This window comes from Streptomyces sp. NBC_00568 (assembly GCF_026341855.1).
In the GTDB taxonomy this organism is placed as follows: domain Bacteria; phylum Actinomycetota; class Actinomycetes; order Streptomycetales; family Streptomycetaceae; genus Streptomyces.
This window is the reverse complement of the sequence record NZ_JAPENW010000001.1, coordinates 345902-369653: the sequence shown is the minus strand read 5'-3', so window position 1 is coordinate 369653 and position 23752 is coordinate 345902. Positions and strand designations below refer to the sequence as shown.

The window sequence follows — 23752 nt, the reverse complement described above, 5'->3', positions numbered from 1 at the left end:
TTCCTTACCGGGTTGCCGTACAAGGTGGCCCTGCTTGCATGACCGCGTCAAGACTTTCCCCGGAGTTGGTCCGGTCCAGGGGCATGAAAAGGCCGCCGGCCCGGATGCGGTCAGCGCATCCGGGCCGGCGGGTGGTGCGGGCGGGTGCCGGTCAGCCGATGTCGAACGTGGCCGGATCCGGGCCCAGCCGGCGGTCCTCGTTCAGTGCCGAGATCGCCGCGATGTCCTCGGTGTCCAGGGAGAAGTCGAAGACGTCGATGTTCTCCTTGATCCGGGCCGGGGTCACGGACTTCGGGATCACGACGTTGCCCAGCTGGAGGTGCCAGCGCAGGACGATCTGGGCCGGAGTGCGGCCGTGCTTCTGGGCGATGGCGATGATCGCCGGGACCTCCAGGAGGCCCTTGCCCTGGCCGAGCGGCGACCAGGCCTCGGTGGCGATGCCCTGCTCGGCGTGGTACTCACGGGCCGCGCGCTGCTGGAGGTGCGGGTGCAGCTCGATCTGGTTGACGGCCGGGATGACGGACGTCGCGTCGATCAGCCGCGCCAGGTGCTCCGGGAGGAAGTTCGAGGTGCCGATGGCCTTGGCGCGACCGTCCGCGTAGATCTTCTCGAAGGCCTTGTACGTGTCGACGTACGTGTCGCGGGACGGCGTCGGCCAGTGGATCAGATACAGGTCGACGTAGTCCAGGCCGAGCTTCTCCAGCGAGGTGTCGAAGGCGCGCAGCGCCGAGTCGTACCCCTGGTCGCTGTTCCAGAGCTTGGTGGTGACGAAGAGCTCCTCGCGGGCGATGCCGGAGGCGTTGATGGCCTTGCCGGTGCCCTCTTCGTTGCCGTAGATCGCCGCGGTGTCGATGCTGCGGTACCCGGACTCCAGCGCGGTGGCGACCGCTCGCTCCGCCTCGTCGTCCGGCACCTGCCAGACGCCGAAGCCCAGCTGCGGCATCTCGACGCCGTTGTTCAGGATGGTCGGGGGGACCTTGCTCACGAGCTCTCGATCCTTCAGTCGTCGGATGGTCTTCGTATCGTCAACGATCACGGGCCGTGATGCATTCCTGACCGGGCTTCCGGTCCGAGGAATCGCAGATTGGCTGAAATGGGTCCGATCAATCACGCCCGGGAGGTGTCGATCACGTCCGGACGGCTGACCGGCCCCTGATCCGGTCGGCGCGCGGTAGGGCTGCCCTCGACCGTCATGGAACCGGCGATCAGGGAAACATCGGAGGAATCGGGCCCTTGACCGGGAGAGCCGTGCGAACGCGCCCGCCCCGATGAGGGGGACCCCCGCCCGGCACTACGCCTGGTAGAGCGCCTCGACCTCCGTCGCGTACGCCTTCTCGATCGCCTTGCGCTTCAGCTTCAGCGACGGGGTCAGCAGCCCGTGCTCCTCGGTGAACTGGTTGGCCAGTATCCGGAAGGTGCGGATCGACTCGGCCTGCGAGACCAGGGTGTTCGCGGCGACCACGGCGCGCCGCACCTCGGTCTCCAGATCGGGGTCGCGCACCAGATCGCCGGCGGACAGCTGGGGCTTGCCGCGCATCTGGAGCCAGTGCTCGACGGCCTCGGAGTCGAGGGTGACGAGCGCGGCGATGTACGGCCGGTCGTTGCCGACCACGATGCACTGCGCGACCAGCGGATGGTCGCGCACCCGCTCCTCCAGCACCCCCGGCGAGACGCTCTTGCCGCCCGAGGTCACCAGGATCTCCTTCTTGCGCCCGGTGATCGTGAGGTAGCCGTCCTCGTCCAGGGACCCGAGGTCGCCGGTGGCGAGCCAGCCGTCGTGCAGGGTCGCGTCGGTCGCCTTGTCGTTGTTGAGGTAGCCCTGGAACACGTTGCCACCGTGCAGCCAGATCTCGCCGTCGTCCGCGATGTGCACCGTGGTGCCGGGGATCGCCTGCCCGACGGTGCCGAACCGGGTGAGTTCCGGCGGGTTGGCGGTCGCGGCGGCGGTCGACTCGGTGAGCCCGTACCCCTCGTAGATGGTGACGCCCGCGCCCGCGAAGAACAGCCCGAGCCGCCGGTCCATCGCCGAGCCGCCCGACATCGCGTGTCTGACCCGGCCGCCCATGGCGGCCCGCACCTTGGAGTAGACGAGCTTGTCGAAGACCTGGTGCTGCATGCGCAGGCTCGCCGAGGGGCCGGGACCGATGCCCCAGGCCTTGGCCTCGATCGCGTCCGCGTAGCGGACAGCCACGTCGACCGCCTTCTCGAAGGGGCCGGATCTGCCCTCCTTCTCGGCCTTGCGGCGGGCGGCGTTGAAGACCTTCTCGAAGATGTACGGCACGGCCAGGAAGAAGGTGGGCCGGAAGGCGGCCAGGTCCGGCAGCAGCGCGGCCGCGTTGAGCTGCGGCTGGTGCCCGAACTTGACCTTCCCGCGGAACGCGGCGACCTGCACCATCCGCCCGAAGACATGGGCGAGAGGCAGGAACAGCAGGGTGGCCGCCTCGTCGCCGCGTTTGGAGTGGAAGACGGGCTCCCAGCGTTCGATCACGGTGTCCGCCTCGAACATGAAGTTCGCGTGGGTGATGACGCATCCCTTGGGGCGTCCGGTGGTGCCCGAGGTGTAGATGATCGTCGCGGTCGATTCGGGGGTGACCGCGCGGCGGTGCCGGTGGACCACCTCGTCGTCGAGGTGCGCGCCCGCCTCGTACAGCTCGTGCACGGCGCCCACGTCGAGCTGCCACAGCTTGTGCAGCTGGGGCAGCCGGTCGACGACGGTGGCGATGGTCATCGCGTGGTCCTCGTGCTCCACCATGACCGCCGACACCTGAGCGTCGTGCAGCATCCAGAAGACCTGCTCGGCCGAGGAGGTGGGGTAGATGGGCACGACCTGGGCGCCGATCGTCCACAGGGCGAAGTCGAAGAGGGTCCACTCGTAGCGGGTGGGGCACATGATGGCGACCCGGTCGCCGAAGCGGATGCCCTGCGAGAGCAGGCCCTTGGCGAGCGCCAGGACCTCGTCCCGGAACTCGGCCGAGGTGACGTCGCGCCACTGTCCCTGCTCGTCCTTGCGGCCGAGCGCGATGTGGAGCGGGTCTTCCTGGGCATGCTCGAACACGGCGTCGGCCAGGCCGCCCACCGGCGGCGCCGACGCCAACGGGGGGTTGGTGAACTCGCGCAATACCGCTCCTCGTGGCGCTCCGCACAGCGCCGTGAAAGCTACCCCACCGTTCGACCGGACGGGAGGGGGTTCGAGCCGTCGAGCGGTGTGGCGTCCCCACTGGTCAGCCGGGGAAATGCCCGCACAAGGGGAAGGGTCGGACAGAATTCCTTACGGTTCCGTAGGTTCCGTAGGGTTCGGGTCCGTAATCTCCACGGAATCTGTACGACCCCGCGTCGGCACGTGACGGCGCGCCGCGATGGATTCGGAGTCTCTGATTCCGGGGTCGGGCGAGCCGCGTCCGGTCGCCGCTTCCCAGCTCCCGGCCGCGGTGTCGTCGAGGCAGCCGAGCCGCCGAGCCGCCGAGCCGCCGAGCCGCCGAGCCGCCGAGCCGCCGAGCCGCCGAGCCGCCGAGCGGCCGAGCGGCCGGTCCCGGTGGTTCCGGGACCGGCCCTGCCCGCGTCATGCGCGAGGCGCCGTCACCGTCTCGGCCGGTGTCCTGGACGCGGCCGCCGCGGTGCGCGGTGTCCGGACGAGCGCCAGGACGAGTGCGCCTCCGATCATCCCCGTCACGCCGGCCACCACCGACGCCGTGTCGAGCCCGGAGGCGAAGGCGGCCCGCAGTGTGTCCTCGGAGACCGTGCCCCGCAGCGCCCCGGCGCCCCCGCTCGCCAGCGTGTGGGCCGCGTCGTGCGACACCGTGTCCTGCATGCGAGAGGTCAGGACCGTGCCGAACACGGCGACCCCGAGCGCGTACCCGAGCTGCCGGACCGTGTTGACCGCGCCGCCCGCCATGCCCGCCCGCTCCGGCGGTACGGCGGCGAGCGCGGCGCCCGCGAGCGCCGGGGAGACCAGCCCGACACCGATCCCGACGAGCACCAGACCCGGCACCAGCACCGTCCAGTGCGCGCCCGCGTCGAGGACGGCCTGGCAGAAGCCCCCCGAGCCGATCAGCAGGAGCCCGCCGCCGATCGTCAGCCGCGCCGGAACCCCGTGCAGCAGCTTCCCGGCGAGGATCGCGACCACCACCGAGGCGCCCGTCATCGGCAGCAGCGTGAGCCCGCCGCGCACGGGGCTCATTTCCAGCAGTGTCTGCATCCAGATCGAGAGATACGGGATGACGCCGAACGCCGCTCCGTTGAAGGCGAGCGCGCCCAGCATCACGCCCACGAAGGCGGGCTCGCGCAGCAGCGCCAGGTCCAGGAGGGGACGAGTCACCCACCGCTCCACGAGCACGAACGCGACGAGCGCCAGTGCCGCGAAGGCGAACGAGCCCGTGGTCGTCGTCGACGTCCAGCCGTCGGAACCGGCCCGCACCACCGCGTACGTCGTCGCGCCCACGAAGCAGGCGAACGTCGCCGTGCCCGCCCAGTCGATCCGCGTCCCGCGCGCTCCCCGCGACTCCGGCACCACCTTCAGCGTCAGCCACACGGCCGCCACGCTCACCGGCAGGTTCACGAAGAAGATCCACCGCCAGCCGGGCCCCTCGGTCAGCAGCCCGCCCAGTACCGGGCCGACCGCCGCCGCGCCGCCGCTGACCGCGCCCCACACCCCGAGCGCCGCCGACCGCTGCCGCCCCTGGTAGACCGAGCCGAGCAGCGGCAGCGTCGTGGCGAGCATCGCCGCCGCGCCCACGCCCTGCACCGCCCGAGCCGCCACCAGCATCCCCGGGCCGGTCGCGAGCCCGCACCACAGCGAGGCCGCCGCGAAGAGCACGACGCCCGCCACGTGCACGCGGCGCCGGCCCAGCACGTCGGCGGCGGCCCCCGCCCCCAGCAGCAGCGCGGCCAGCGCGAGCGCGTAGCCGTCGATCACCCACTGCAGATCGCTCAGGGACGCGTGCAGCGCCCGCGCCATGTCCGGCAGCGCGACGACGACGATCGTCACGTCCAGCAGCAACATGAACGTCCCCAGGCACACCGCCGTGAGCGGCCCCCATGTACGCATGTCCTCATCTCCCTGTGCCACGGCTCGCGCCGGCCGGATGTGTGTGACACCCGATCTGTCTCCGTGCGATGGGGCCGTGCCGGTCGATCGCCATGGTTTCGGGTGCCGGATCGACGGAATCCGACAGGGGCGGGCCTCATGAAACTGGAATCCAACGATCTCGACCTGCTTGATCTGCGGCTGCTGGCCGTCCTGGAGATCAACGGGCGGGCCTCCTTCAGCCGGATCGGGGAGGTGCTGGGCGTCTCCGACCAGACGATCGCCCGGCGCTACCGCAAGCTGTGCGCCGAGGCCGGGCTCCGGGTCGTCGCGGTCCGCGACGCGCACCGGCTCGGTCAGGACCACTGGATGCTGCGGCTGCGCTGCGCGCCCGACAGCGCCACCGCCATCGCGGACGCCCTGGCCCAGCGTCCCGACACCGCCTGGATCGGCCTCGCCTCGGGCGGCACCGAGGTGATCTGCATGACCCGCCCGCGCAGTCCCGCCGACCACGACGACCTGCTGCTCGGCAAGCTCCCGCGCACCCCGAAGATCATGGAGATCCGGGCCCACCAGCTGATCCACCGTTTCTTCGGCGGCCCCGACGGCTGGATCGGCAAGTTCGCCGCGCTGACCGACGACCAGATCGCCGCGCTGCGCCCCGAGCGGTCCGAGGCGAGCGGTCCGGCCCGTATCGATCCCGAGGACGAACCGCTGGTCGCCGCGCTCGAACGCGACGGCCGCGCCACCTACCCGGAGCTGCAACGCGCCACCGGGCGTTCCGAGTCCGCCGTCAAGCGCCGTCTCGCCGCGCTGCTGGCGTCCGGCGCCGTGTACGTCGACGTCGAGTACCACTCGGAGCACCTCGGCTACGGCCTCGCCGCCTGCCTGTGGATCACCGCGGCGCCCGCCGCCCTGCACTCCGTCGGACAGGCCCTGGCGACCCACGACGAGATCGCCTTCGCCTCCGCGACGGCGGGCCCCTCCAATATCGTCGTCACCGCGGTCGTCCCCGACACGGCCGGTCTCTACGCGTACCTGAGCGGCCCGCTCGGCCGTCTCGACGGCGTCCAGTACGTCGAGACGACGCCGTTCATGCGCCGGGTCAAGCAACTCACGTACGCCAGGCTCCGCTGACGCCGCCGGACGCGCCGACCGCGGCGGACGCTAGTTCCGTCGTCCCCGGTGCAGCCGGTCACCGCCCGCGAGGATCGCCGCCGCGAGCGCGTCCGCGGCCCCTTGCGCGGACGGCCGCCGGCGACCGTGCACCAGCACGAAGTCGACCTCGCCGAGCTCCGGGAGCCCCGCTCGCTCCGGTACCCGGACCAGACCGGGCGGCACGAGTCCCCGTGAGTGGGCCATCACCCCGAGACCCGCGCGGGCCGCCGCGAGCAGGCCGTTGAGGCTGCCGCTGGTGCAGGCGATGCGCCACGGCCTGCCCTGGCGCTCCAGGGCTTCGAGGGCGAGCGCCCGCGTGATGCCCGGGGGAGGGTAGACGATCAGCGGGACCGGACGGTCCGGGTCCAGCCGCAGCCGCTGGGCTCCGATCCACACCAGGCGGTCGTGCCAGACGAGTTCACCGCGCGGGTCCTCGGGCCGACGCTTCGCCAGCACCAGGTCGAGATGACCGGCGGCGAGCTGTTCGTGGAGGGTGCCGGACAGTTCGACCGTCAGCTCCAGGTCCACCTCGGGATGGTCGGAACGGAAACCCTCCAGGATCTCCGGCAGCCGGGTCAGCACGAAGTCCTCGGACGCGCCGAAACGCAGCCGCCCGCGCAGCCGTGTCCCGGCGAAGAACGCCGCCGCCTGCTCCTGCACCTCCAGGATCCGCCGCGCGAACCCGAGCATCGCCTCGCCGTCCTCGGTGAGCTCGACGGAGTGCGTGTCGCGCGAGAACAACTGCCGCCCGGCCGCGTCCTCCAGACGCCGCACATGCTGGCTGACCGTGGACTGGCGCACCCCCAGCCGCCGGGCCGCCTGAGTGAAGCTCAGCGTCTGGGCCACCGCCAGGAACGTACGCAGCTGGGAAGGGTCGTACATGCCGTCACGCTATCGCGAAACGTGATGACAGTCAGAGCGGTATGACGGATTCCCGATCACGACCCGGGAGAGGACGATGGAGAGGGCACGACCCGCCCAGGACGAACAGACGCACCGAACCGAGCAGTGGAGCACCGTGAAACGCCTGCAGTGGCCGAGTTGGATGCCGATCGACCCGTACATCCTGCTGTTGCTCGGGACCGTGGGGCTCGCCGCCCTCTTCCCGGCGAGCGGTACGGCAGCGGACGTCGCCTCCGGCGCCACCACGGCGGCGATCGCCTTCCTCTTCTTCCTGTACGGCGCGCGCCTCTCCACCCGTGAAGCGGTGGAGGGCCTCAAACACTGGCGGCTGCACGGCACGGTGCTGGTGTGCACCTTCGTGGTGTTCCCGCTGCTCGGCCTCGCCGCCCGCGGCCTGGAGCCGGCGCTGCTGACGCACGACCTCTACACCGGCCTCCTCTTCCTCACGCTCGTCCCGTCGACCATCCAGTCGTCGATCGCCTTCACCTCGATCGCCCGGGGCAACGTGCCCGCCGCGATCTGCGCGGGCTCCTTCTCGTCGCTGGCCGGCATCGTCCTCACCCCGCTGCTCGCGGCCGCCCTCCTCGGCAACAGTGGCGGCGGGTTCTCGCCCGACGCGCTCGTCAGGATCGTGCTGCAACTCCTGGTGCCGTTCGTGGCCGGGCAACTGCTGCGCCCCTGGATCGGCGCCTTCATCACCCGCCACAAGAAGGTCCTCGGTCACGTCGACCGCGGCTCGATCCTGCTCGTCGTGTACACCGCGTTCAGCGAGGGCATGGTGCAGGGCATCTGGCACCGGGTCAGTGCCGTGCAGCTGGCTGGACTCCTCGTCGTCGAGGCACTGCTGCTCGGCGTGATGCTCCTCCTGACCTGGTACGGCGCGAAGGCCCTGCGGTTCGGCCGCGAGGACCGGATCGCCATCCAGTTCGCCGGGTCCAAGAAGTCGCTCGCCTCCGGACTCCCCATGGCCGGTGTCCTGTTCGGCGCGCACGCCTCGCTCGCCGTGCTCCCGCTGATGCTCTTCCACCAGATGCAGCTCATGGTGTGCGCGGTGATCGCCAAACGCCGCGCCCGCGACCCCGAGGCGACCGGCCCGGCCGGCCCGGACCAGCCGTCCGGGACAGGAGGGACGACGGGCACCGGCGGCAGCTCCGGTACCCGCGGTCCGGCCGGAGCGGGCGGGACCGCCGGGTCCGCTAGGAGCCGGGTCTCCCCAGTCGCAACGTCACGAATCGCGGTCGGTACAGGGACACGTTCCGGCTGAGGTGCGCCTGCGCCGCGGTGCCCGTGGCGTCGAGCCAGTTGACGTCGTAGCTGAGGACGATCCGGTCGCCGTCGCTCAGTTCCGGGTGCGCCTGCGGGTTGTACGCGGCCACGTCACCGTCGGGCAGGGACGGGCTGAAGCTCCGGGTGGGCCCGTGCCAGGGCCCGGCCGGAGCGCACGCCCAGTACGAGGTGATCGTGGTCAGACCCGCGGCGCCGGCCGCCATCGTGAACAGGACGTAGGTGCCGCCGTCCCGCACCACCGTGAACGCGCTGCCCACACCCGTGCGCCGGCCGTCCCCGAGCACCGGCGCCGGACGCCCGCGCACCGTCCACGCCGAACCGTCCCAGTACTCCCAGGCCCCCGGCTCGCCGAGCCCGCCACGCGGCACCCGCGCCACGTACGCCCGCCCGGCGGGACGCGCGGCGGCCCGCCCGTCGTCGCCCCCGAAGACGTACGTCCAGGCGCCGGTGTCGACGGCCGCGGTACCGAACAGCACGCGCCGGGAGGGGTCCGCCACCGGACGCTGGTCCAGGACCGTGGTGATGCCTTCGAGGCGCAGTCCGGGCAGCGAGAGCGTGGCGACCTCGGTGGCGGTGGGCACGCCGTAGATCCACGGAGCCTGCCCCGCCGTCCGGGTCCACAGCAGAACCCGGACGACCCGCCGGTCCGAGCCCGGGGAGCGGGGTTCGACGCGGGCCGCGACCGGCCAGCGCCACTGCCGCGGTGCCGGATCGGGGAAGACGGGCGCGGGCAGCGTGGTCCGCAGCCGGCCGTCGCGGGACATCACGAGCGCCGAGTTGCGCACCAGGGGCGCGTTCGCGTCGCGCCAGGCGTACGACTCGCCCACCGGGTTCGGCGGTGCGTACACCCGGCCGAGATAGGTGTCCGAGAACAGCCACAGCACCCGGCCGTCGGGGAGTCGCAGCGAATGGGTTCCGTCGCCGCCGGTCCAGTCGTCGGCGCGGCCGGCGTCGTCGCCGTACCGGGCGAACTCGCGCGTGAGATCCGCCTCCGCGCTCCAGGAGGTGAGGGTGCGGGCGGAGCACACGCCACCGCCCTCCCGGTCACGGTCCGGAAGGGCGGTGAGCAGCACGGCCGCCGAGACCAGGGCCAGCAGAAGGCCGAGCCCGGTCCCGGTCCGCCGTCGCGTTCGTGCGTCGTCGGGCACGGACGGGACGTTAGTGGTCCCCGCTCACATGGTCCATGGGGAGCCACAGGACGGTGTCCCGGGTCACCTGCTCCGAGGGCGTCGCCGACTGTTCGTCGTCGCTCAACGCCCGGTCGTAGACCCGCACATCGTCGATCGCACCGGTGAAGTACGCCCGGCTGTCCATCCGCTGGCCGATGTGCACCCCGAACGGCGAGTTCCGGCTCACCGATCCGGGGACGTCCGCCGCGCCGACGGTCGTCCCGTCGACGAACAGCGTGAGCCGTCCCCCGCCACGGCGCAGCGCCAGATGGTGCCACTGGCCGTCGTTGTACGCGCCCGTGGTGCGCACGGACGCGGTGGTCGGGGCCGCGGCACCGTTCCTGGTGGTGATGAGACCGGTGATCCGGTTGGACGCGGGCTCCCCGCGCAGCCACACCTGCGGCTGTGTCGTACCGATCCCGCCCATCCACAGCAGCGGCTGTTCACCGCTGGTGGCCGTGTAGCGGAACCACAGGGACGCCGTGAAGTCCTTCGTCCCGAGCGCGAGCCGGTCCTGATACGGCAGTCGTACGGCGTCGTCGGCGCCGTCGAACTCCAGCGCGCCCCGAAGGACGCCCGCCGTCCGCGCCGGGCCGCCGAGGACCGCCGCCCGCCGGGTGAGCGGAGCGAGGTCGGCCGTCGTCGGGTCCGGGCCCCGGCGCGGCCGGAGCCAGTCCTCGGTGAACCGGGCGAAGCGGATCTCGTCGCGCGCGTCGACCGCGCCGCCCTCGTACAGCAGGCCCACCGTGTCGCCGTCGACCCGCACCAGGTCGGAGTAGCCGGACCAGTCGGTGGTGACGACCGTGCCGCGGTCCACGCTGTCCCACGTGCGTCCGCCGTCGTAGGAGGAGCGGATCATCATGGTCCTGCGGCGGTCGGGGTCGCCCGGGCAGGACAGCAGGATCCGGTCGCCGACGCGCAGGGTGGAGCCCTGCACCTGGGGCGCGTAGAGGTCCGGGACGTCACGGAAGGCGGAGACGAAGCTGTCGCCGCCGTCCCGGCTGACCGCCTGGGTGCGGTGCCCGAGGTCGGTGCCGTCCTGCTCGCGACCGCTGACCAGGACCGATCCGTCGGTGCGCTCGGTGAGTGTCATCTCGGACGGCTTCTGCCGGAAGGTGCCGTCGTCCGCGATCGGCCAGGAGTCGGTCGCGCCGATGTCCCAGTGGTCGCCGCCGTCGTCGCTGGTGATGAGCGCGGCGTGGTTGGCGGTGACCCGAGCGCCGTTCCAGGTCTCGGTGTTGACGGCGAAGACGAGCCGTCCCGCGTGCCGGCCGCGGGTGAGCTGGATGCCGTGCACCGGGCCGGTGGCGTACCAGGAGTTCCAGTTCGCGGGCAGGATCTCCTCGCTCAGGTCGCGCGGCCGCGACCAGGTGAGACCGTCGTCGTCGCTGTACTGGAGATGCGGGGTGCGGTCGCAGGGGACCGAGCAGCCCGCGCTGTCCGTACGGCCCGTGTTGTACGTCTGGGCCAGCACGATCCGGCCGGTCTCACGGTCCACGATCGGCGTGGGGTTCCCGTGGGTGTCCCCGCCGCCCTCGTTCACGACCTGGAGAGGGCTCCAGGTGCGCCCGCCGTCGGCGGAGCGCTTCACCACGATGTCGATGTCGGCCGCGTCGCCGCAGTTGAGGACGCGTCCCTCGGCGAAGGCCAGCAGCGTTCCCTCGGTCGTCCGTACGACGGACGGGATGCGGAAGCAGGCGTAGCCCGGATCCTGAGCGGCCTTGAAGAGGACCTGCTGCTCGAACTCGCCGGTGGTGGGCGCCGGTTCGGCGCGAGCCGTGCCGGGGAGCGCGAGCAGCGCGGCGATGCCGAGAGCGGCGGTCAGGGCGGCTGCGAGCCGGGCGCGGAGGCCGCGGCCCGGCCGGGCGGATAAGCGCCGTCTCACGAAGGCGCGGGGTGCGGGCCCCCGGCGGGTGGCGAAGGCGGGTCTCGGAACGGTCCGGGAGCCGGGGCCTTGTCGGGCCGCGAAGGCGGATCTCGGACGGGTGCGGAGACGTGACGGCATGGTGCGACCTGCCCTTCGTACGGCTGGGCATTCCGGATTCTCTGGACATCCCACGTCCAACGTTCGCGCCGCAGACGCTACTTGGGCTCTCAGGCACCCCACAAGAAGCGTGAACCGGTCGTGTTCACGCCAGATTTCCGCGTTCCGGTGTCCGCCCGGGGAAGGCCGCGCGACATGCCGAACACGCCGACGGCCGCGGACTGGCTCGGCCCGGCGGCGGCCACTCACCCGAATGGACCGGTCGCCACGGGCGGCGGATCGGCGGCGGCCTTGCCCTCGGACAGGGGAGTTCACGGGCTTGTTGATCCGGATTTCCAGTACGGACGGCTGATGCGGGCTAACGTTCCGTCATGACCGCACCCGAAGCCGAACCCCGCCTCGCCCTCGACCCGGCGCGCACCGCCCTGGTGCTCGTGGATCTGATGGAGCGCATCGTGGCGCTGCCCCTGGCGCCCCACAAGGGCACCGAAGTCCTCGCCACCGCGGAGGAGTTGGCGACCTCCTTCCGGAAGGCGGGCGCTCTCGTGGTGCTCATCCGGGTCGAGCGGTCCGGAGTACCGGAGCAGCCGCCCGGCAGCGGGCTCGTCGCCGGGCTCGTCGCGGAGGGTGATCTGGAGATCGTGAAGCGGACCATCGGCGGGTTCCAGGGCACCGGTCTCGACGAACGGCTGCGCGAACACGGCGTCTCCACCCTGGTGTTCGGCGGAATCGCCACCAACCTGGGGGTCGAGTCGACCGCCCGCGCCGCCGGTGACCTCGGCTACGACCTCGTCTTCGTGGAGGACGCGATGGCCGCGTTCACCGCCCCCGAGCACGAGGCCTCCGTCCGCCTGGACTTCCCGCGCCTCGGCACGGTCGTGAGGGCCGGCGAGGTGAGCTTCGAGACGGGTTGAGTGTGAGCGCCGGTGAGGTGCCCGCGTTCGCCGAGGCCGCAGGGGTCCTGGGCCGAGGCGGGGCCCCTCCGGCGCAGGGGGCGCTCCCCGCCGTTCGGGGCCCCACCGCCGTGTCGCGGGGAACCGGTGTCAGCCCTGGGCGGCCGCGGCCCGCAGGGCGACGCGGTGCTCGCCCGCGTACACGTTCATGTTGGCCCCGCGCAGGAAGCCGACCAGGGTCAGGCCGGTCTCCACGGCCAGGTCGACCGCCAGGGACGACGGGGCGGAGACCGCCGCGAGCACCGGGATGCCCGCCATCACCGCCTTCTGCGCCAGCTCGAAGGAGGCCCGGCCGGAGACCAGCAGGACCGTCCGGGCGAGCGGGAGCGTGCCGTTCTGCAGGGCGCGGCCGACCAGTTTGTCGACCGCGTTGTGCCGGCCCACGTCCTCGCGCACGTCGACCAGCTCGCCCCCTTCGGTGAACAGCGCCGCCGCGTGCAGGCCCCCGGTCCGGTCGAAGACCCGCTGGGCCGCGCGCAGCCGGTCGGGGAGGCTGGACAGCAGCTCGGGCTCCAGTCGCACCGGGGGAGTGGTGCCGCCCTCCGTGTCGTCGACGGGCCAGCGGGCCGTCGTTCGGACCGCGTCGAGGCTCGCCTTGCCGCACAGGCCGCACGAGGACGTCGTGTACACGTTGCGTTCGAGCGTGATGTCGGGGATGACGACGCCGGGCGCCGTCCGCACGTCGACGACGTTGTAGGAATTGGAGCCGTCCACCGTGGCCCCCGCGCAGTACACGATGTTCTGCAGCTCGTCGGCCCGGCCCAGCACCCCTTCGCTCACCAGGAAGCCCGCGGCCAGCGCGAAGTCGTCGCCCGGGGTGCGCATGGTGATCGCCAGAGGTTTGCCGTTGAGGCGGATCTCCAGCGGTTCCTCGGCGACGAGCGTGTCCGGGCGGGTGCTCACGGCCCCGTCCCGGATGCGGATCACCTTGCGTCGTTCCGTGACTCGTCCCATGTCGTGATCAGTCCCGCTTCTGTACGTGCGGCTGGCCGGAGCGGCCCTTCATGCGGCGGTTGCCGTGCGGTCACCGCATCGTCGTGCGGGGAGGTGGCCTTCACGTTCTCATTGTCCTGCACGTACGGAGCGGGCCGCGTGCCGCCTCGGCGGGCGGCCCGCTCCGCGTTCATGCGGCCGTCCGCAGCGCGAGCAGATCCGAGATGGCGTGCACGGTCCGCAGCGTCGGCACCGGCACCCCGGTGATCTCCGCCAGTTCCACGACGGCCGCGAGCAGCACGTCGAGTTCCAGGGGCTTGCCGCGCTCCAGGTCCTGGAGCGTGGAGGTGCGGTGGTCGCCGACCCGCTCGGCACCCGCGAGGCGCCGCTCGATGGACACGCCCACCTCGCAGCCGAGGGCCTCGGCGACGCTCAGTGTCTCGGTCATCATGATCTCGATGACCCTGCGCGTCCCGCCGTGCAGGCACATCTGCCGCATGGTGGCCCGGGCCAGTGCGCTGATCGGGTTGAAGGAGATGTTGCCGAGCAGCTTGAGCCAGATGTCATTGCGCAGGTCCGGCTCGACCGGGCACTTCAGTCCGCCGTCCCGCATGGCGTCGCCGAACGCCCGGCAGCGCGCCGAGACGGACCGGTCGGGCTCGCCGATGGAGAACCGGGTGCCTTCGAGGTGGCGTACGACTCCCGGTCCCTCCAGCTCGGTGGCGGCGTACACGACGCACCCGATGGCCCGCTCCGGCGCCAGCACCGCGCTGACCGCGCCGCCCGGGTCCACGCTCTCCACCCGGTGGCCGTCGTAGGGGCCGCCGTGCCGGTGGAAGTACCACCAGGGAATGCCGTTCTGGGCGGCGATCACCGCCGTGGTGTCGTGCAGCAGCGGCTCGATGAGCGGCCCGCACGCCGCGTACGAGTTGGCCTTCAGGCCCAGGAAGACGTAGTCGACCGGACCGATGTCGGCCGGGTCGTCGGTGGCGTGGGCCCGCGCGGTGAAGTCCCCGCGCGGGCTGATGACGTGGACGCCGTGCTGCCTCATGGCCGCGAGATGCGGTCCACGGGCGACGAGATGCACGTCGGCGCCGGCGCGGTGCAGCGCGGCGCCGACGTAGGCGCCGATCGCACCGGCGCCGAGAACTGCGACTCTCACTGTGTGGCGCTCCGTTCGGTCGAGGGTACCGAGGAACTTCCGAACTCTGTCGACGAAATATTGTCTACAGGATGGAATGAGCGCGGGCAAGGGGTCCGACGACGCCAGGGGCCGTGGGGCACTCCGCGCGCGGCGCGAGGAACCCGGACCCGGTGACCGTTCGTCGCGCCAGGGGGACCGCTCGTCGCATACGGTCGCCCCGTTCGTGTCGCGTGGGTTCACAGCCGGGCAACCGCTTCCTATCGTTCCGGATCATGAGCCCTCCTGTCGCACCGCCCGGTTGGAGCCGCTGGCTCGTCCCGCCGGCCGCCCTGTCGGTCCACCTCTCCATCGGCCAGGCCTACGCCTGGAGCGTCTTCAAGCCGCCGCTCGAATCCGCGCTCGGTCTCAGCGGAACCCAGAGCGCGCTGCCCTTCCAGCTCGGCATCGTGATGCTCGGTCTGTCGGCCGCGTTCGGCGGCACGCTCGTCGAGCGCAACGGCCCGCGCTGGGCGATGACCGTCGCCCTCGTCTGCTTCTCCTCCGGCTTCGTCATCGCCGCGCTGGGCGCCGCCACCGAGCAGTACTGGCTGATCGTGTTCGGCTACGGCTTCGTCGGCGGGACAGGCCTCGGCATCGGCTACATCTCACCCGTCTCCACTCTGATCAAGTGGTTCCCGGACCGGCCCGGCATGGCCACCGGCATCGCGATCATGGGCTTCGGCGGCGGCGCGCTGATCGCCTCGCCCTGGTCCGCCCAGATGCTGAAGTCGTTCGGTTCCGACTCCTCCGGGATCGCGCTCGCCTTCCTCGTGCACGGGCTGACGTATGCCGTGTTCATGACGCTCGGGGTGCTGCTGGTGCGCGTGCCCCGAGGCGAGAAGCCGTCCGCGTCCGGGCCGAGCGCGCTCGACGGGGTCCAGGTCTCCGCGCGCAGCGCCGTACGCACTCCGCAGTTCTGGTGTCTGTGGCTCGTGCTCTGCATGAACGTGACCGCGGGCATCGGCATCCTGGAGAAGGCCGCCCCGATGATCACGGACTTCTTCGCGGACTCCTCCACACCGGTCTCCGTCTCCGCCGCCGCCGGTTTCGTCGCTCTGCTCTCCGCGGCCAACATGGCGGGCCGGATCGGCTGGTCCTCGACCTCCGACCTGATCGGACGCAAGAACATCTACCGCGTCTACCTCGGGGCCGGCGCGCTGATGTACGCGGTCATCGCCTGGTTCGGGGACTCCTCCAAGCCGCTGTTCATCCTCGCCGCGCTGGTGATCCTCTCCTTCTACGGCGGAGGCTTCGCCACGATCCCGGCGTATCTGAAGGACCTCTTCGGCACCTATCAGGTGGGTGCCATCCACGGCCGGCTGCTCACCGCCTGGTCCACCGCCGGTGTCCTCGGCCCGTTGATCGTCAACTGGATCGCGGACCACCAGGAGGCGGCCGGCAAACACGGCTCCTCCCTGTACGGACTGTCGTTCCTGATCATGATCGGGCTGCTCGCCGTCGGCTTCGTCGCGAACGAGTTCGTACGGCCCGTCCACGCCCGCCACCACATCCCCGCACCGAGGGAGGCCGCCGATGTCGCACGACAGCAGCCCGAGTCCGCCTGACAGGCGACCGCTGATCGCCTTCGCCTGGCTGTGGGTGGGCGCACCCCTGTGCTACGGCCTCTACGAACTGGTCCAGAAGGCGACGCAACTGTTCTCGGGGTAGGTGTTCGGGCGTCCGAGAGTCTGACAGAAGCCGACAAGCCTGGCGTCCCTTTCCTGTGGCATCACCTGCCGTCGTACCCGCGAGTCATTGATCAGACTGGTGGATCCCGCTACCGAAGCACGAGGGGGACCACTCATGAACGGCTCACGGATCGCCGCCGTCGGCCATTACCAGCCCGCCAAGGTACTCACCAATGAGGACCTGGCAGGCCTGGTCGACACCAGCGACGAGTGGATCACGAGCCGGGTGGGCATCCGGACGCGCCACATCGCCGGGCCCGACGAACCGGTCGACGAGCTCGCCGCGCACGCCGCAGCCAAGGCGCTCGCCGCGGCCGGCCTGACGCCGAGCGACATCGACCTCGTCCTCGTCGCCACCTCCACGGCCGTCGACCGCTCCCCGAACATGGCCGCCCGGGTCTCCGCCCGCCTCGGCATCCCCTCGCCGGCCGCCATGGACGTCAACGTCGTCTGCGCCGGCTTCACCCACGCCCTCGCCACCGCCGACCACGCCGTGCGCGCCGGCGCCGCGACCCGGGCGCTGGTCATCGGCGCCGACAAGATGAGCGACGTGGCGGACTGGACCGACCGCACGACCTGCGTCCTCGTCGGGGACGGCGCGGGGGCCGCCGTCGTCGAGGCCTGTCCGGCGGGCGAGGAGCCCGGCATCGGGCCGGTCCTGTGGGGCTCGGTGCCCGAGATGGGCAACGCGGTGCGCATCGAGGGCACTCCCTCGCGGTTCGCGCAGGAGGGGCAGAGCGTCTACCGCTGGGCCACCACGCAGCTCCCGCCGATCGCCCGCAAGGCCTGCGAGCGGGCCGGCCTCGCGCCCGAGGACCTCGCCGGAGTCGTCCTGCACCAGGCCAACCTGCGCATCATCGAACCCCTCGCCCTGAAGATCGGCGCGGTCAACGCCGTCGTCGCGCGGGATGTCGTCGAATCCGGGAACACCTCCGCCGCGAGCATCCCGCTGGCCTTCTCCAAGCTCGTCGAGCGCGGCGAGATCTCCACCGGCGACCCGGTCCTGCTGTTCGGCTTCGGCGGCAACCTGTCCTACGCCGGGCAGGTCGTCCGCTGCCCGTGAGGCGGCCTGAGCTGCTCGTCCGGCCCTCGCGCACCCGGGTGTGACAAGCCCAACTCCCGTGCCCCTCGGCGTTTGTGCGCCGTAGACTGTAGGCGAAAGACAATTGATAATCGACTTTCCTATCGCGGCGACGGCGCTGCCCAGGAGGGACCGTGATGTTGTCGACAGGCCTGCCTCAGGGAGCGGTACCCAAGCTCGAGCGGCCCGGTCCGCTGCGTGACCGTGTCTACGAGGCGCTGCTGGAACTCATCACCACCCGCGCCCTCCAGCCGGGCCAGCATCTCGTCGAGAGCGAACTCGCCGGTCATCTCGGGGTGTCCCGGCAGCCCGTGCGCGAGGCCCTCCAGCGGCTGAGCACCGAGGGATGGGTCGATCTGCGGCCCGCCCAGGGCGCGTTCGTGCACGAGCCGACCGAGGAGGAGGCCGACCAGCTCCTCACGGTCCGTACGCTCCTGGAGGCCGAGGCCGCCCGGCTCGCCGCCGCCAACGCGGGCACCGCCGCCATCACCGCGCTCGAGGACCTGTGCACGGAGGGCGAGCGGGCGGTAGCCGCCGACGACGTGGACGGCGCAGTCGCGATGAACGCGCGGCTGCACGCCAAGGTGATGGAACTCGCCGGCAACACGGTCCTCGCCGAACTAGCCGCCCAGGTCGACCGCCGGGTCCGCTGGTACTACACGCCGGTGGCCCGGCAGCGCGGCCGGCAGTCCTGGATCGAACACCGCGAACTGATCGCCGCGATAGCGGAACGCGACGAACAGCGCGCCACCGCGGTCATGCGGGCCCACACGGAGCACACGCGGAAGATGTACCACGACCGCGAGAAGTAGTCAGCCGACGGAAACCCTCCCCGAGCCCGAGCCCGAGCCCGAGCCCTAGCTCGGGCCCCCGCCCGGTCGCGAGGCCGGGCGGCACGGCGACCAGCGGGCCTCCGCGCCGAGCATCACCACCAGCACCGCGACCAGAGCGAGAAGTTCGGCGACCGCCGACAGACGGACGCCGAGCAGCGCGGTGGCCGCCGCGACGGGTACCGCGACCGCGCGGAACGTCACCGGCCACAGCCGCAGCACCGAACGGAACGCCACGTCCCCGGCGAGGAACAGCGCGACCCCGCCCGCGAGCGCCAGGGCCGGACCGGTGTGCAGCTGCTCGGTGAGATGCCCGAGCGTCTTCTTCACCCCCGCCGCGCAATAGGCGATGCCGAGCAGCATGGGCAGAAAGGCGTAGTAGTAGGCGTTCATCGCCAGGCGCCAGCGCCGGTCCGGCGGCGTCGCCGTGAACGCGGCCTCCGCCCCGTGCTCGTCGCGCACGAAGTAGGTCCACCACAGGGCACCGGCCAGCGCGAGCGCGAGGAAGGCGCCCACGAACAGGTCCGCGGTGAGCGGCCGGTCCCCGATCCCGATGCCGATCGCGATGACGGACTCGCCGAACGCGACGATCAGCAGCAGCCCGTGCCGTTCGACGAAGTGGGCCGGGTCGAGCGCGCCCAACTGCGAACGCAGCGCGGCGGCTTCGCGCCCGCCCCGGCGCCGCGGACCGTGCTCGGCGAAGAACGGTGTGACGAACTGCAAGAGCAGCGCCAGCAGCCACAGCCCGTCGGCGCGCGGGCCGTCGAACAGCCCGGCCGCCGTGACCGCCAGCGCGGCCAGCGAGTTCGGCACCGCGTACCAGACGACGTCGCGGCCGTGCTCGCGGGTGTAGAGCGCGCTGTGCACGAGCACGACGGCCAGGAAGCCCAGGCCGAAGACGACGCCGCCGTCGTCGAAGGCGCGCGGGATGGCCAGCGCGCACACCAGGAAGGCGCCCATACCCAGCAACAGCAGGATCCGCCGTGAAGGCCGGTCGGGCGGCACCTGGTTGGTGAGGTACGCGTACGCGCCGTACATCCAGAACAGCACCACGAAGATCAGCGCGACGCGCGCCGCCGTCGAGAACGACAGATCGGAGGCGAGCAGCACGGTGAGCTGGGTGAGGGTGAAGACGAAGACCAGGTCGAAGAAGAGCTCCAGGGTGCTGACCCGGCGGCTCGCCTCTTCCGTGGCCGGGCGCCCCGTCTCTTCCGTGGCCGGGCGCCCCGCCTCTTCCGCGGCCGGGGTCCCCGCCCCTCCTGTGGCCTGGTTCCCCGCCTCTTCCGCTCGCGGGTCCACGGGTTCGCCACCTGGCGGGTGCACAGCCTCGGCCGGCATCGCACGCGCCGCCGCACCCGCGTCCCCTGCCGGGGACGGACCGGGCACCCCCCGCGCCACCGGCTGCGCCGGTTCGTCCACCGACGTGTGGCCCGCCTCGTTCCCCGCCATGCTCATGTGTCCCCCCGCGACAGATCGATGCGGAGATCGTATGCGGCCGTCCCGCTGAGAGTCCGGCTCTCCGGCCGTCGGCCTCCCTTTGTCCTGGGAGTGGGGAAAGTCAGCGGGAATTCCTGCGCAACTTCTTCCAACTCCCGGCAGCCGCTGCTACGTTCCCCTCGAAAGCAGGGCCGGTGAGGTTGGCCGGAACCTGACGGACGCCGGCCGATCGAGGCGGGGAGGGGCTTGTGAGACGTATGACGGCACGACCCGCGAACGCTCACCAGGCCAGGCTGCTGCGGCTGTTGCGTGACGGTGGTCCCAACTCCCGTGCCCAGCTCGGCGATCAGGTCGACCTCTCGCGGTCGAAACTGGCCGTCGAGGTGGACCGGCTGCTGGAGACCGGGCTCGTGGTGGCCGACGGACTCGCCGCCTCACGGGGCGGACGCCGCTCGCACAACGTCCGGCTCGCACCGGCGCTGCGCTTCCTCGGCGTCGACATCGGCGCGACCTCGATCGACGTGGCCGTCACCAACGCGGAGCTGGAGATCCTCGGGCACATCAACCAGCCCATGGACGTACGCGAGGGCCCGGTCGCGGTCTCCGAGCAAGTGCTCGCCATGGCGGCGAAGTTGAAGGCGTCGGGGTTCGCGGAGGGGTTCGACGGCGCAGGGATCGGCGTCCCGGGTCCCGTCCGTTTCCCCGAGGGTGTCCCGGTCGCCCCGCCGATCATGCCCGGCTGGGACGGCTTCCCGGTCCGCGAGGCGCTCAGCCAGGAACTCGGCTGTCCGGTCATGGTCGACAACGACGTGAACCTGATGGCCATGGGGGAGCAGCACGCGGGCGTCGCACGCTCCGTGGGCGACTTCCTCTGCGTCAAGATCGGCACCGGCATCGGCTGCGGCATCGTCGTCGGCGGTGAGGTCCATCGCGGTGCGACGGGCAGCGCCGGCGACATCGGGCACATCCAGGCGGTGCCCGACGGACGGCCGTGCGCCTGCGGCAACCGGGGCTGCCTGGAGGCCCACTTCAGCGGCGCCGCGCTCGCGCGCGACGCCGTGGAGGCCGCCCGGCAGGGACTGTCGGCCGAGCTCGCCTCGCGGCTGGAGACGAATGGCGGGCTGAGCGCCGTCGACGTCGCCGCGGCCGCCGCGGCGGGCGACGCCACCGCGCTCGATCTGATCCGGGAGGGCGGCAACCGCACCGGCCAGGTCATCGCCGCACTCGTCAGCTTCTTCAATCCCGGCCTGGTGGTGATCGGCGGTGGGGTGACAGGTCTCGGCCACACCCTGCTGGCCGCGATCCGCACCCAGGTCTACCGCCAGTCGCTTCCGCTCGCGACCGGCAATCTGCCCATCGTCCTCGGGGAGCTGGGCCCGACCGCCGGAGTCATCGGCGGGGCCCGGCTGATCAGCGACCACCTGTTCTCGCCCGCGTAAGTCACCTCCAGGAATCGGACCACCGGCGCCGCGTCCCGCTCCGCCGTGCCCGAAACCGCCCGCCCCGTACGCGCACCGCCCGGCAACCGGCCTGCACGCCTGCCCGAGGGAACCGTCATGGCACCAGAACCACCCCTGCTCACCATGTCCGGCATCACCAAGTCGTTCCCCGGAGTCCGGGCCCTCGACGGCGTCGACCTCGACGTCCAGGCCGGTGAAGTGCACTGCCTGCTGGGCCAGAACGGCGCCGGGAAGTCCACCCTCATCAAAGTCCTGGCCGGCGCCCACCAGCCCGACGACGGCACCATCGACTGGCGCGGCGAGCCCGTCACCCTCAAGTCCCCGATCGCCGCCATGCGCCTGGGCATCGCCACCATCTACCAGGAACTCGACCTGGTGGAGGGGCTGTCGGTCGCCGAGAACGTCCACCTCGGACATGAACCCACCGCCGCCGGATTCGTCGTACGGGGCAAGGCCGCCAAGGCGGCGACCGCCGCCCTTCTCAAGCGGCTCGGGCATCCGGAGATCGATCCGGCGCGGCTCGTCGGTGATCTGTCCGCCGCCCAGCAGCAGATCGTCTCCATGGCGCGGGCGCTCTCCCACGACGTGCGCCTCATCGTCATGGACGAACCGTCGGCCGCCCTCGACCCCGACGAGGTCGACAACCTCTTCCGTATCGTCGGGGACCTGACCGCGGACGGTGTCGCGGTGGTCTACATCTCGCACCGCCTGGAGGAGATCCGCCGCATCGGCGACCGGGTCACCGTGCTCAAGGACGGGCGCGCGGTGGCGGGGGGACTGCCCGCCAGGTCGACACCGACCCGCGAGATCGTGGCCCTGATGACGGGACGCAACGTCGAGTACGTCTTCCCGGACCGGACCGGCGCGCGGCCACCGGGTGACCCCGTCCTCACGGTCCAAGGCCTCTCCCGGCAAGGGGAGTTCGCGCCGCTCGACCTCGAACTGCGCCCGGGTGAAATCGTCGGCCTGGCCGGACTCGTCGGCTCCGGCCGCTCCGAGATCCTGGAGACGATCTACGGGGCACGCAGGCCGACCACCGGCCGGGTCAGCGTGAACGGGAAGCCGTTGCGCACCGGCAGCGTACGAGCCGCCGTGCGCGCCGGAGTCGGACTGGCCCCCGAGGAGCGCAAGGCGCAGGCCCTGCTGATGCTGGAGTCGGTCACCCGCAATGTCTCCGTGTCCTCCATGTCCCGCTACGCGCACGGGGGCTGGATCGACCGGCGGGCCGAACGCGGCGCGGCCCGGGCGGCCACCCGCGAGCTCTCCCTGCGCCCCGACAACCCCGCGGTGCCGGTCAGGACGCTGTCCGGCGGGAACCAGCAGAAGGCAGTGCTGGCCCGCTGGCTGCTGCGCGGCTGCCGCGTTCTGCTCCTCGACGAGCCCACCCGCGGCGTCGACGTCGGAGCCCGCGCCGAGCTGTACGCGGTGATCCGCCGGCTGGCCGACGAGGGGCTCGCCGTGCTGCTGGTCTCCAGCGAAGTGCCCGAGGTGCTCGGGCTCGCCGACCGCGTCCTGGTGCTCCGCGAGGGGCGCGTCGTGCACACGGCACCCGCCCGCGAGCTCGACGAACACCGCGTACTCGACCTCGTGATGGAAGGAAGTCCTGTGGCCAGTGAAGGGAGCCCGGCGTCATGACGCAGCATGTGTCCCCGCCCCGGGACGGCACCGACAAGGTGCCGTCGACGGGTGAACTCCCCGCGTGGCGCACGGTCGTGGCCCGCGCCGACGTCCGCACCCTCTCGCTCCTCGGCGTCCTCGCCGCCCTGATCGTCATCGGCGGTATCACCAGGCCCGACGAGTTCCTCGACACGCGCAACCTCCAACTCGTCCTCACCCAGGCCTCGGTGATCGGCGTCGTCACCGTCGGGATGACCTTCGTCATCACCTCCGGCGGAATCGATCTGTCGGTCGGCGCGATCGTCGCGCTCTCCTCGGTCTGGGCCACCACGGTCGCCACCCAGGAGTACGGCTTCACGGGCATCCTCTTCACCGCGGTGCTGGTCGGCCTGGGCTGCGGCCTGGTCAACGGACTGCTCGTCGCGTACGGCGGGATGGTCCCCTTCATCGCGACGCTCGCCATGCTCGCCTCGGCCCGCGGCCTCGCCCTCCAGATCACCGACGGCAGGACGCAGATCGTCTCGGTCGACGGCATCCTCAAGCTCGGCGAACGCGACTCCTACGTCCTTGGTGTCCCGCCGCTGGTCCTGGTCTTCGCCGTCGTCACCGTCCTCGGCTGGCTGATCCTCAACCGCACCACCTTCGGCCGGCGCACGGTCGCCGTCGGCGGCAACGCGGAGGCGGCACGGCTCGCCGGCATCGACGTACGACGTCAGCGGCTGTATCTCTATCTGCTCTCCGGACTCTGCTGCGGCATCGCCGCCTTCCTGCTGATCATCCTGTCCGGCTCCGGCACGAACACCAACGGAAACCTCTACGAACTCGACGCCATCGCGGCCGCGATCATCGGCGGCACCCTGCTCAGCGGGGGCCGCGGCACCATCACCGGCTCGGTCCTCGGCGTTCTGATCTTCACGACGATCACCGACATCTTCGCGCTGAACAACCTCCAGAGCGACGTCCAGCAGATCGCCAAGGGCGCGATCATCGTGGCCGCGGTCCTGGTCCAGCGGCGCACAGCAAGCACGACCTGACACGGGAAGGGT

The 23752-nt window shown here is 71.7% G+C and carries 19 protein-coding genes; 10 read left to right on the top strand and 9 right to left on the bottom strand.

What is annotated here, in order from left to right; all coding sequences use genetic code 11:
* Positions 1 to 151: 151 nt before the first annotated feature.
* The 3 genes from OOK38_RS01605 to OOK38_RS01595 all read right to left on the bottom strand — a co-directional run bounded on the left by OOK38_RS01605 (position 152) and on the right by OOK38_RS01595 (position 5044).
* Complete coding sequence (locus OOK38_RS01605) at positions 152 to 943, bottom strand: aldo/keto reductase (protein WP_266765932.1); 792 nt, start codon at positions 941 to 943, stop codon at positions 152 to 154.
* 348 nt (positions 944 to 1291) lie between these two features.
* On the bottom strand, positions 1292 to 3118 hold the full coding sequence (locus OOK38_RS01600) for a long-chain fatty acid--CoA ligase (RefSeq protein WP_266763878.1): 1827 nt from the start codon (positions 3116 to 3118) through the stop codon (positions 1292 to 1294).
* Positions 3119 to 3559: 441 nt separating this feature from the next.
* Entirely contained in the window at positions 3560 to 5044 is a 1485-nt protein-coding gene (locus OOK38_RS01595) for an MFS transporter (RefSeq protein WP_266848049.1), read from the bottom strand.
* A 138-nt stretch (positions 5045 to 5182) separates the two neighbouring features.
* On the opposite strand from OOK38_RS01595, the gene OOK38_RS01590 reads away from it, so the two are divergent.
* Positions 5183 to 6160: an Lrp/AsnC family transcriptional regulator gene (locus OOK38_RS01590; RefSeq protein ID WP_266763880.1), complete on the top strand. Its 978-nt coding sequence runs from the start codon at positions 5183 to 5185 to the stop codon at positions 6158 to 6160.
* Positions 6161 to 6190: 30 nt separating this feature from the next.
* Here the strand turns inward: OOK38_RS01590 and OOK38_RS01585 are convergent, their stop codons facing one another.
* Positions 6191 to 7063: a LysR substrate-binding domain-containing protein gene (locus tag OOK38_RS01585; RefSeq protein WP_266763881.1), complete on the bottom strand. Its 873-nt coding sequence runs from the start codon at positions 7061 to 7063 to the stop codon at positions 6191 to 6193.
* 163 nt (positions 7064 to 7226) lie between these two features.
* Here OOK38_RS01585 and OOK38_RS01580 point away from each other — a divergent pair, with 163 nt between their 5' ends.
* Positions 7227 to 8348 (top strand): bile acid:sodium symporter family protein, encoded by a 1122-nt coding sequence (locus tag OOK38_RS01580; RefSeq protein ID WP_266849307.1) that lies wholly within the window; start codon positions 7227 to 7229, stop codon positions 8346 to 8348.
* On the opposite strand, the gene OOK38_RS01575 is transcribed toward OOK38_RS01580, so the two are convergent.
* Both OOK38_RS01575 and OOK38_RS01570 read right to left on the bottom strand, forming a co-directional pair.
* On the bottom strand, positions 8281 to 9519 hold the full coding sequence (locus OOK38_RS01575) for a hypothetical protein (RefSeq protein WP_266848047.1): 1239 nt from the start codon (positions 9517 to 9519) through the stop codon (positions 8281 to 8283). The genes OOK38_RS01580 and OOK38_RS01575 overlap by 68 nt on opposite strands.
* Before the next feature lie 10 nt (positions 9520 to 9529).
* Entirely contained in the window at positions 9530 to 11425 is a 1896-nt protein-coding gene (locus tag OOK38_RS01570; protein WP_266848046.1) for a sialidase family protein, read from the bottom strand.
* Between the two features lie 470 nt (positions 11426 to 11895).
* Here OOK38_RS01570 and OOK38_RS01565 point away from each other — a divergent pair, with 470 nt between their 5' ends.
* The gene (locus OOK38_RS01565; RefSeq protein ID WP_266763884.1) at positions 11896 to 12438 is read left to right on the top strand and encodes an isochorismatase family protein; all 543 of its coding nucleotides are present in this window, start codon (positions 11896 to 11898) and stop codon (positions 12436 to 12438) included.
* Positions 12439 to 12567: 129 nt separating this feature from the next.
* On the opposite strand, the gene fdhD is transcribed toward OOK38_RS01565, so the two are convergent.
* Together fdhD and OOK38_RS01555 are read right to left on the bottom strand one after the other, a co-directional pair.
* Positions 12568 to 13431: a formate dehydrogenase accessory sulfurtransferase FdhD gene (gene fdhD, locus OOK38_RS01560; protein WP_266763885.1), complete on the bottom strand. Its 864-nt coding sequence runs from the start codon at positions 13429 to 13431 to the stop codon at positions 12568 to 12570.
* A gap of 169 nt (positions 13432 to 13600) precedes the next feature.
* Entirely contained in the window at positions 13601 to 14572 is a 972-nt protein-coding gene (locus tag OOK38_RS01555; protein WP_266763886.1) for a 2-dehydropantoate 2-reductase, read from the bottom strand.
* A gap of 254 nt (positions 14573 to 14826) precedes the next feature.
* Here OOK38_RS01555 and OOK38_RS01550 point away from each other — a divergent pair, with 254 nt between their 5' ends.
* The 4 genes from OOK38_RS01550 to OOK38_RS01535 all read left to right on the top strand — a co-directional run bounded on the left by OOK38_RS01550 (position 14827) and on the right by OOK38_RS01535 (position 18174).
* Positions 14827 to 16158: an OFA family MFS transporter gene (locus OOK38_RS01550; RefSeq protein ID WP_266763887.1), complete on the top strand. Its 1332-nt coding sequence runs from the start codon at positions 14827 to 14829 to the stop codon at positions 16156 to 16158.
* Entirely contained in the window at positions 16127 to 16261 is a 135-nt protein-coding gene (locus OOK38_RS01545; protein ID WP_266763888.1) for a hypothetical protein, read from the top strand. The genes OOK38_RS01550 and OOK38_RS01545 overlap by 32 nt, the downstream gene beginning before the upstream one ends.
* A 135-nt stretch (positions 16262 to 16396) precedes the next feature.
* Complete coding sequence (locus tag OOK38_RS01540) at positions 16397 to 17344, top strand: beta-ketoacyl-ACP synthase III (RefSeq protein WP_266763889.1); 948 nt, start codon at positions 16397 to 16399, stop codon at positions 17342 to 17344.
* A 155-nt stretch (positions 17345 to 17499) separates the two neighbouring features.
* A complete protein-coding gene (locus OOK38_RS01535) occupies positions 17500 to 18174 on the top strand; it encodes a GntR family transcriptional regulator (RefSeq protein WP_266765934.1) in 675 nt (224 codons plus the stop codon).
* Positions 18175 to 18219: 45 nt separating this feature from the next.
* Here OOK38_RS01535 and OOK38_RS01530 read toward each other — a convergent pair whose 3' ends face one another.
* Positions 18220 to 19491, bottom strand: a complete 1272-nt coding sequence (locus tag OOK38_RS01530) for a low temperature requirement protein A (RefSeq protein WP_266848044.1) — start codon at positions 19489 to 19491, stop codon at positions 18220 to 18222.
* Positions 19492 to 19886: 395 nt separating this feature from the next.
* Here OOK38_RS01530 and OOK38_RS01525 point away from each other — a divergent pair, with 395 nt between their 5' ends.
* From OOK38_RS01525 to OOK38_RS01515, 3 genes are all read left to right on the top strand, one after another.
* The gene (locus tag OOK38_RS01525) at positions 19887 to 21068 is read left to right on the top strand and encodes an ROK family transcriptional regulator (RefSeq protein WP_266763891.1); all 1182 of its coding nucleotides are present in this window, start codon (positions 19887 to 19889) and stop codon (positions 21066 to 21068) included.
* A gap of 117 nt (positions 21069 to 21185) precedes the next feature.
* Positions 21186 to 22724: a sugar ABC transporter ATP-binding protein gene (locus tag OOK38_RS01520; RefSeq protein WP_266763892.1), complete on the top strand. Its 1539-nt coding sequence runs from the start codon at positions 21186 to 21188 to the stop codon at positions 22722 to 22724.
* Positions 22721 to 23740, top strand: a complete 1020-nt coding sequence (locus OOK38_RS01515) for an ABC transporter permease (protein ID WP_266763893.1) — start codon at positions 22721 to 22723, stop codon at positions 23738 to 23740. The genes OOK38_RS01520 and OOK38_RS01515 overlap by 4 nt, the downstream gene beginning before the upstream one ends.
* Positions 23741 to 23752 lie beyond the last annotated feature (12 nt).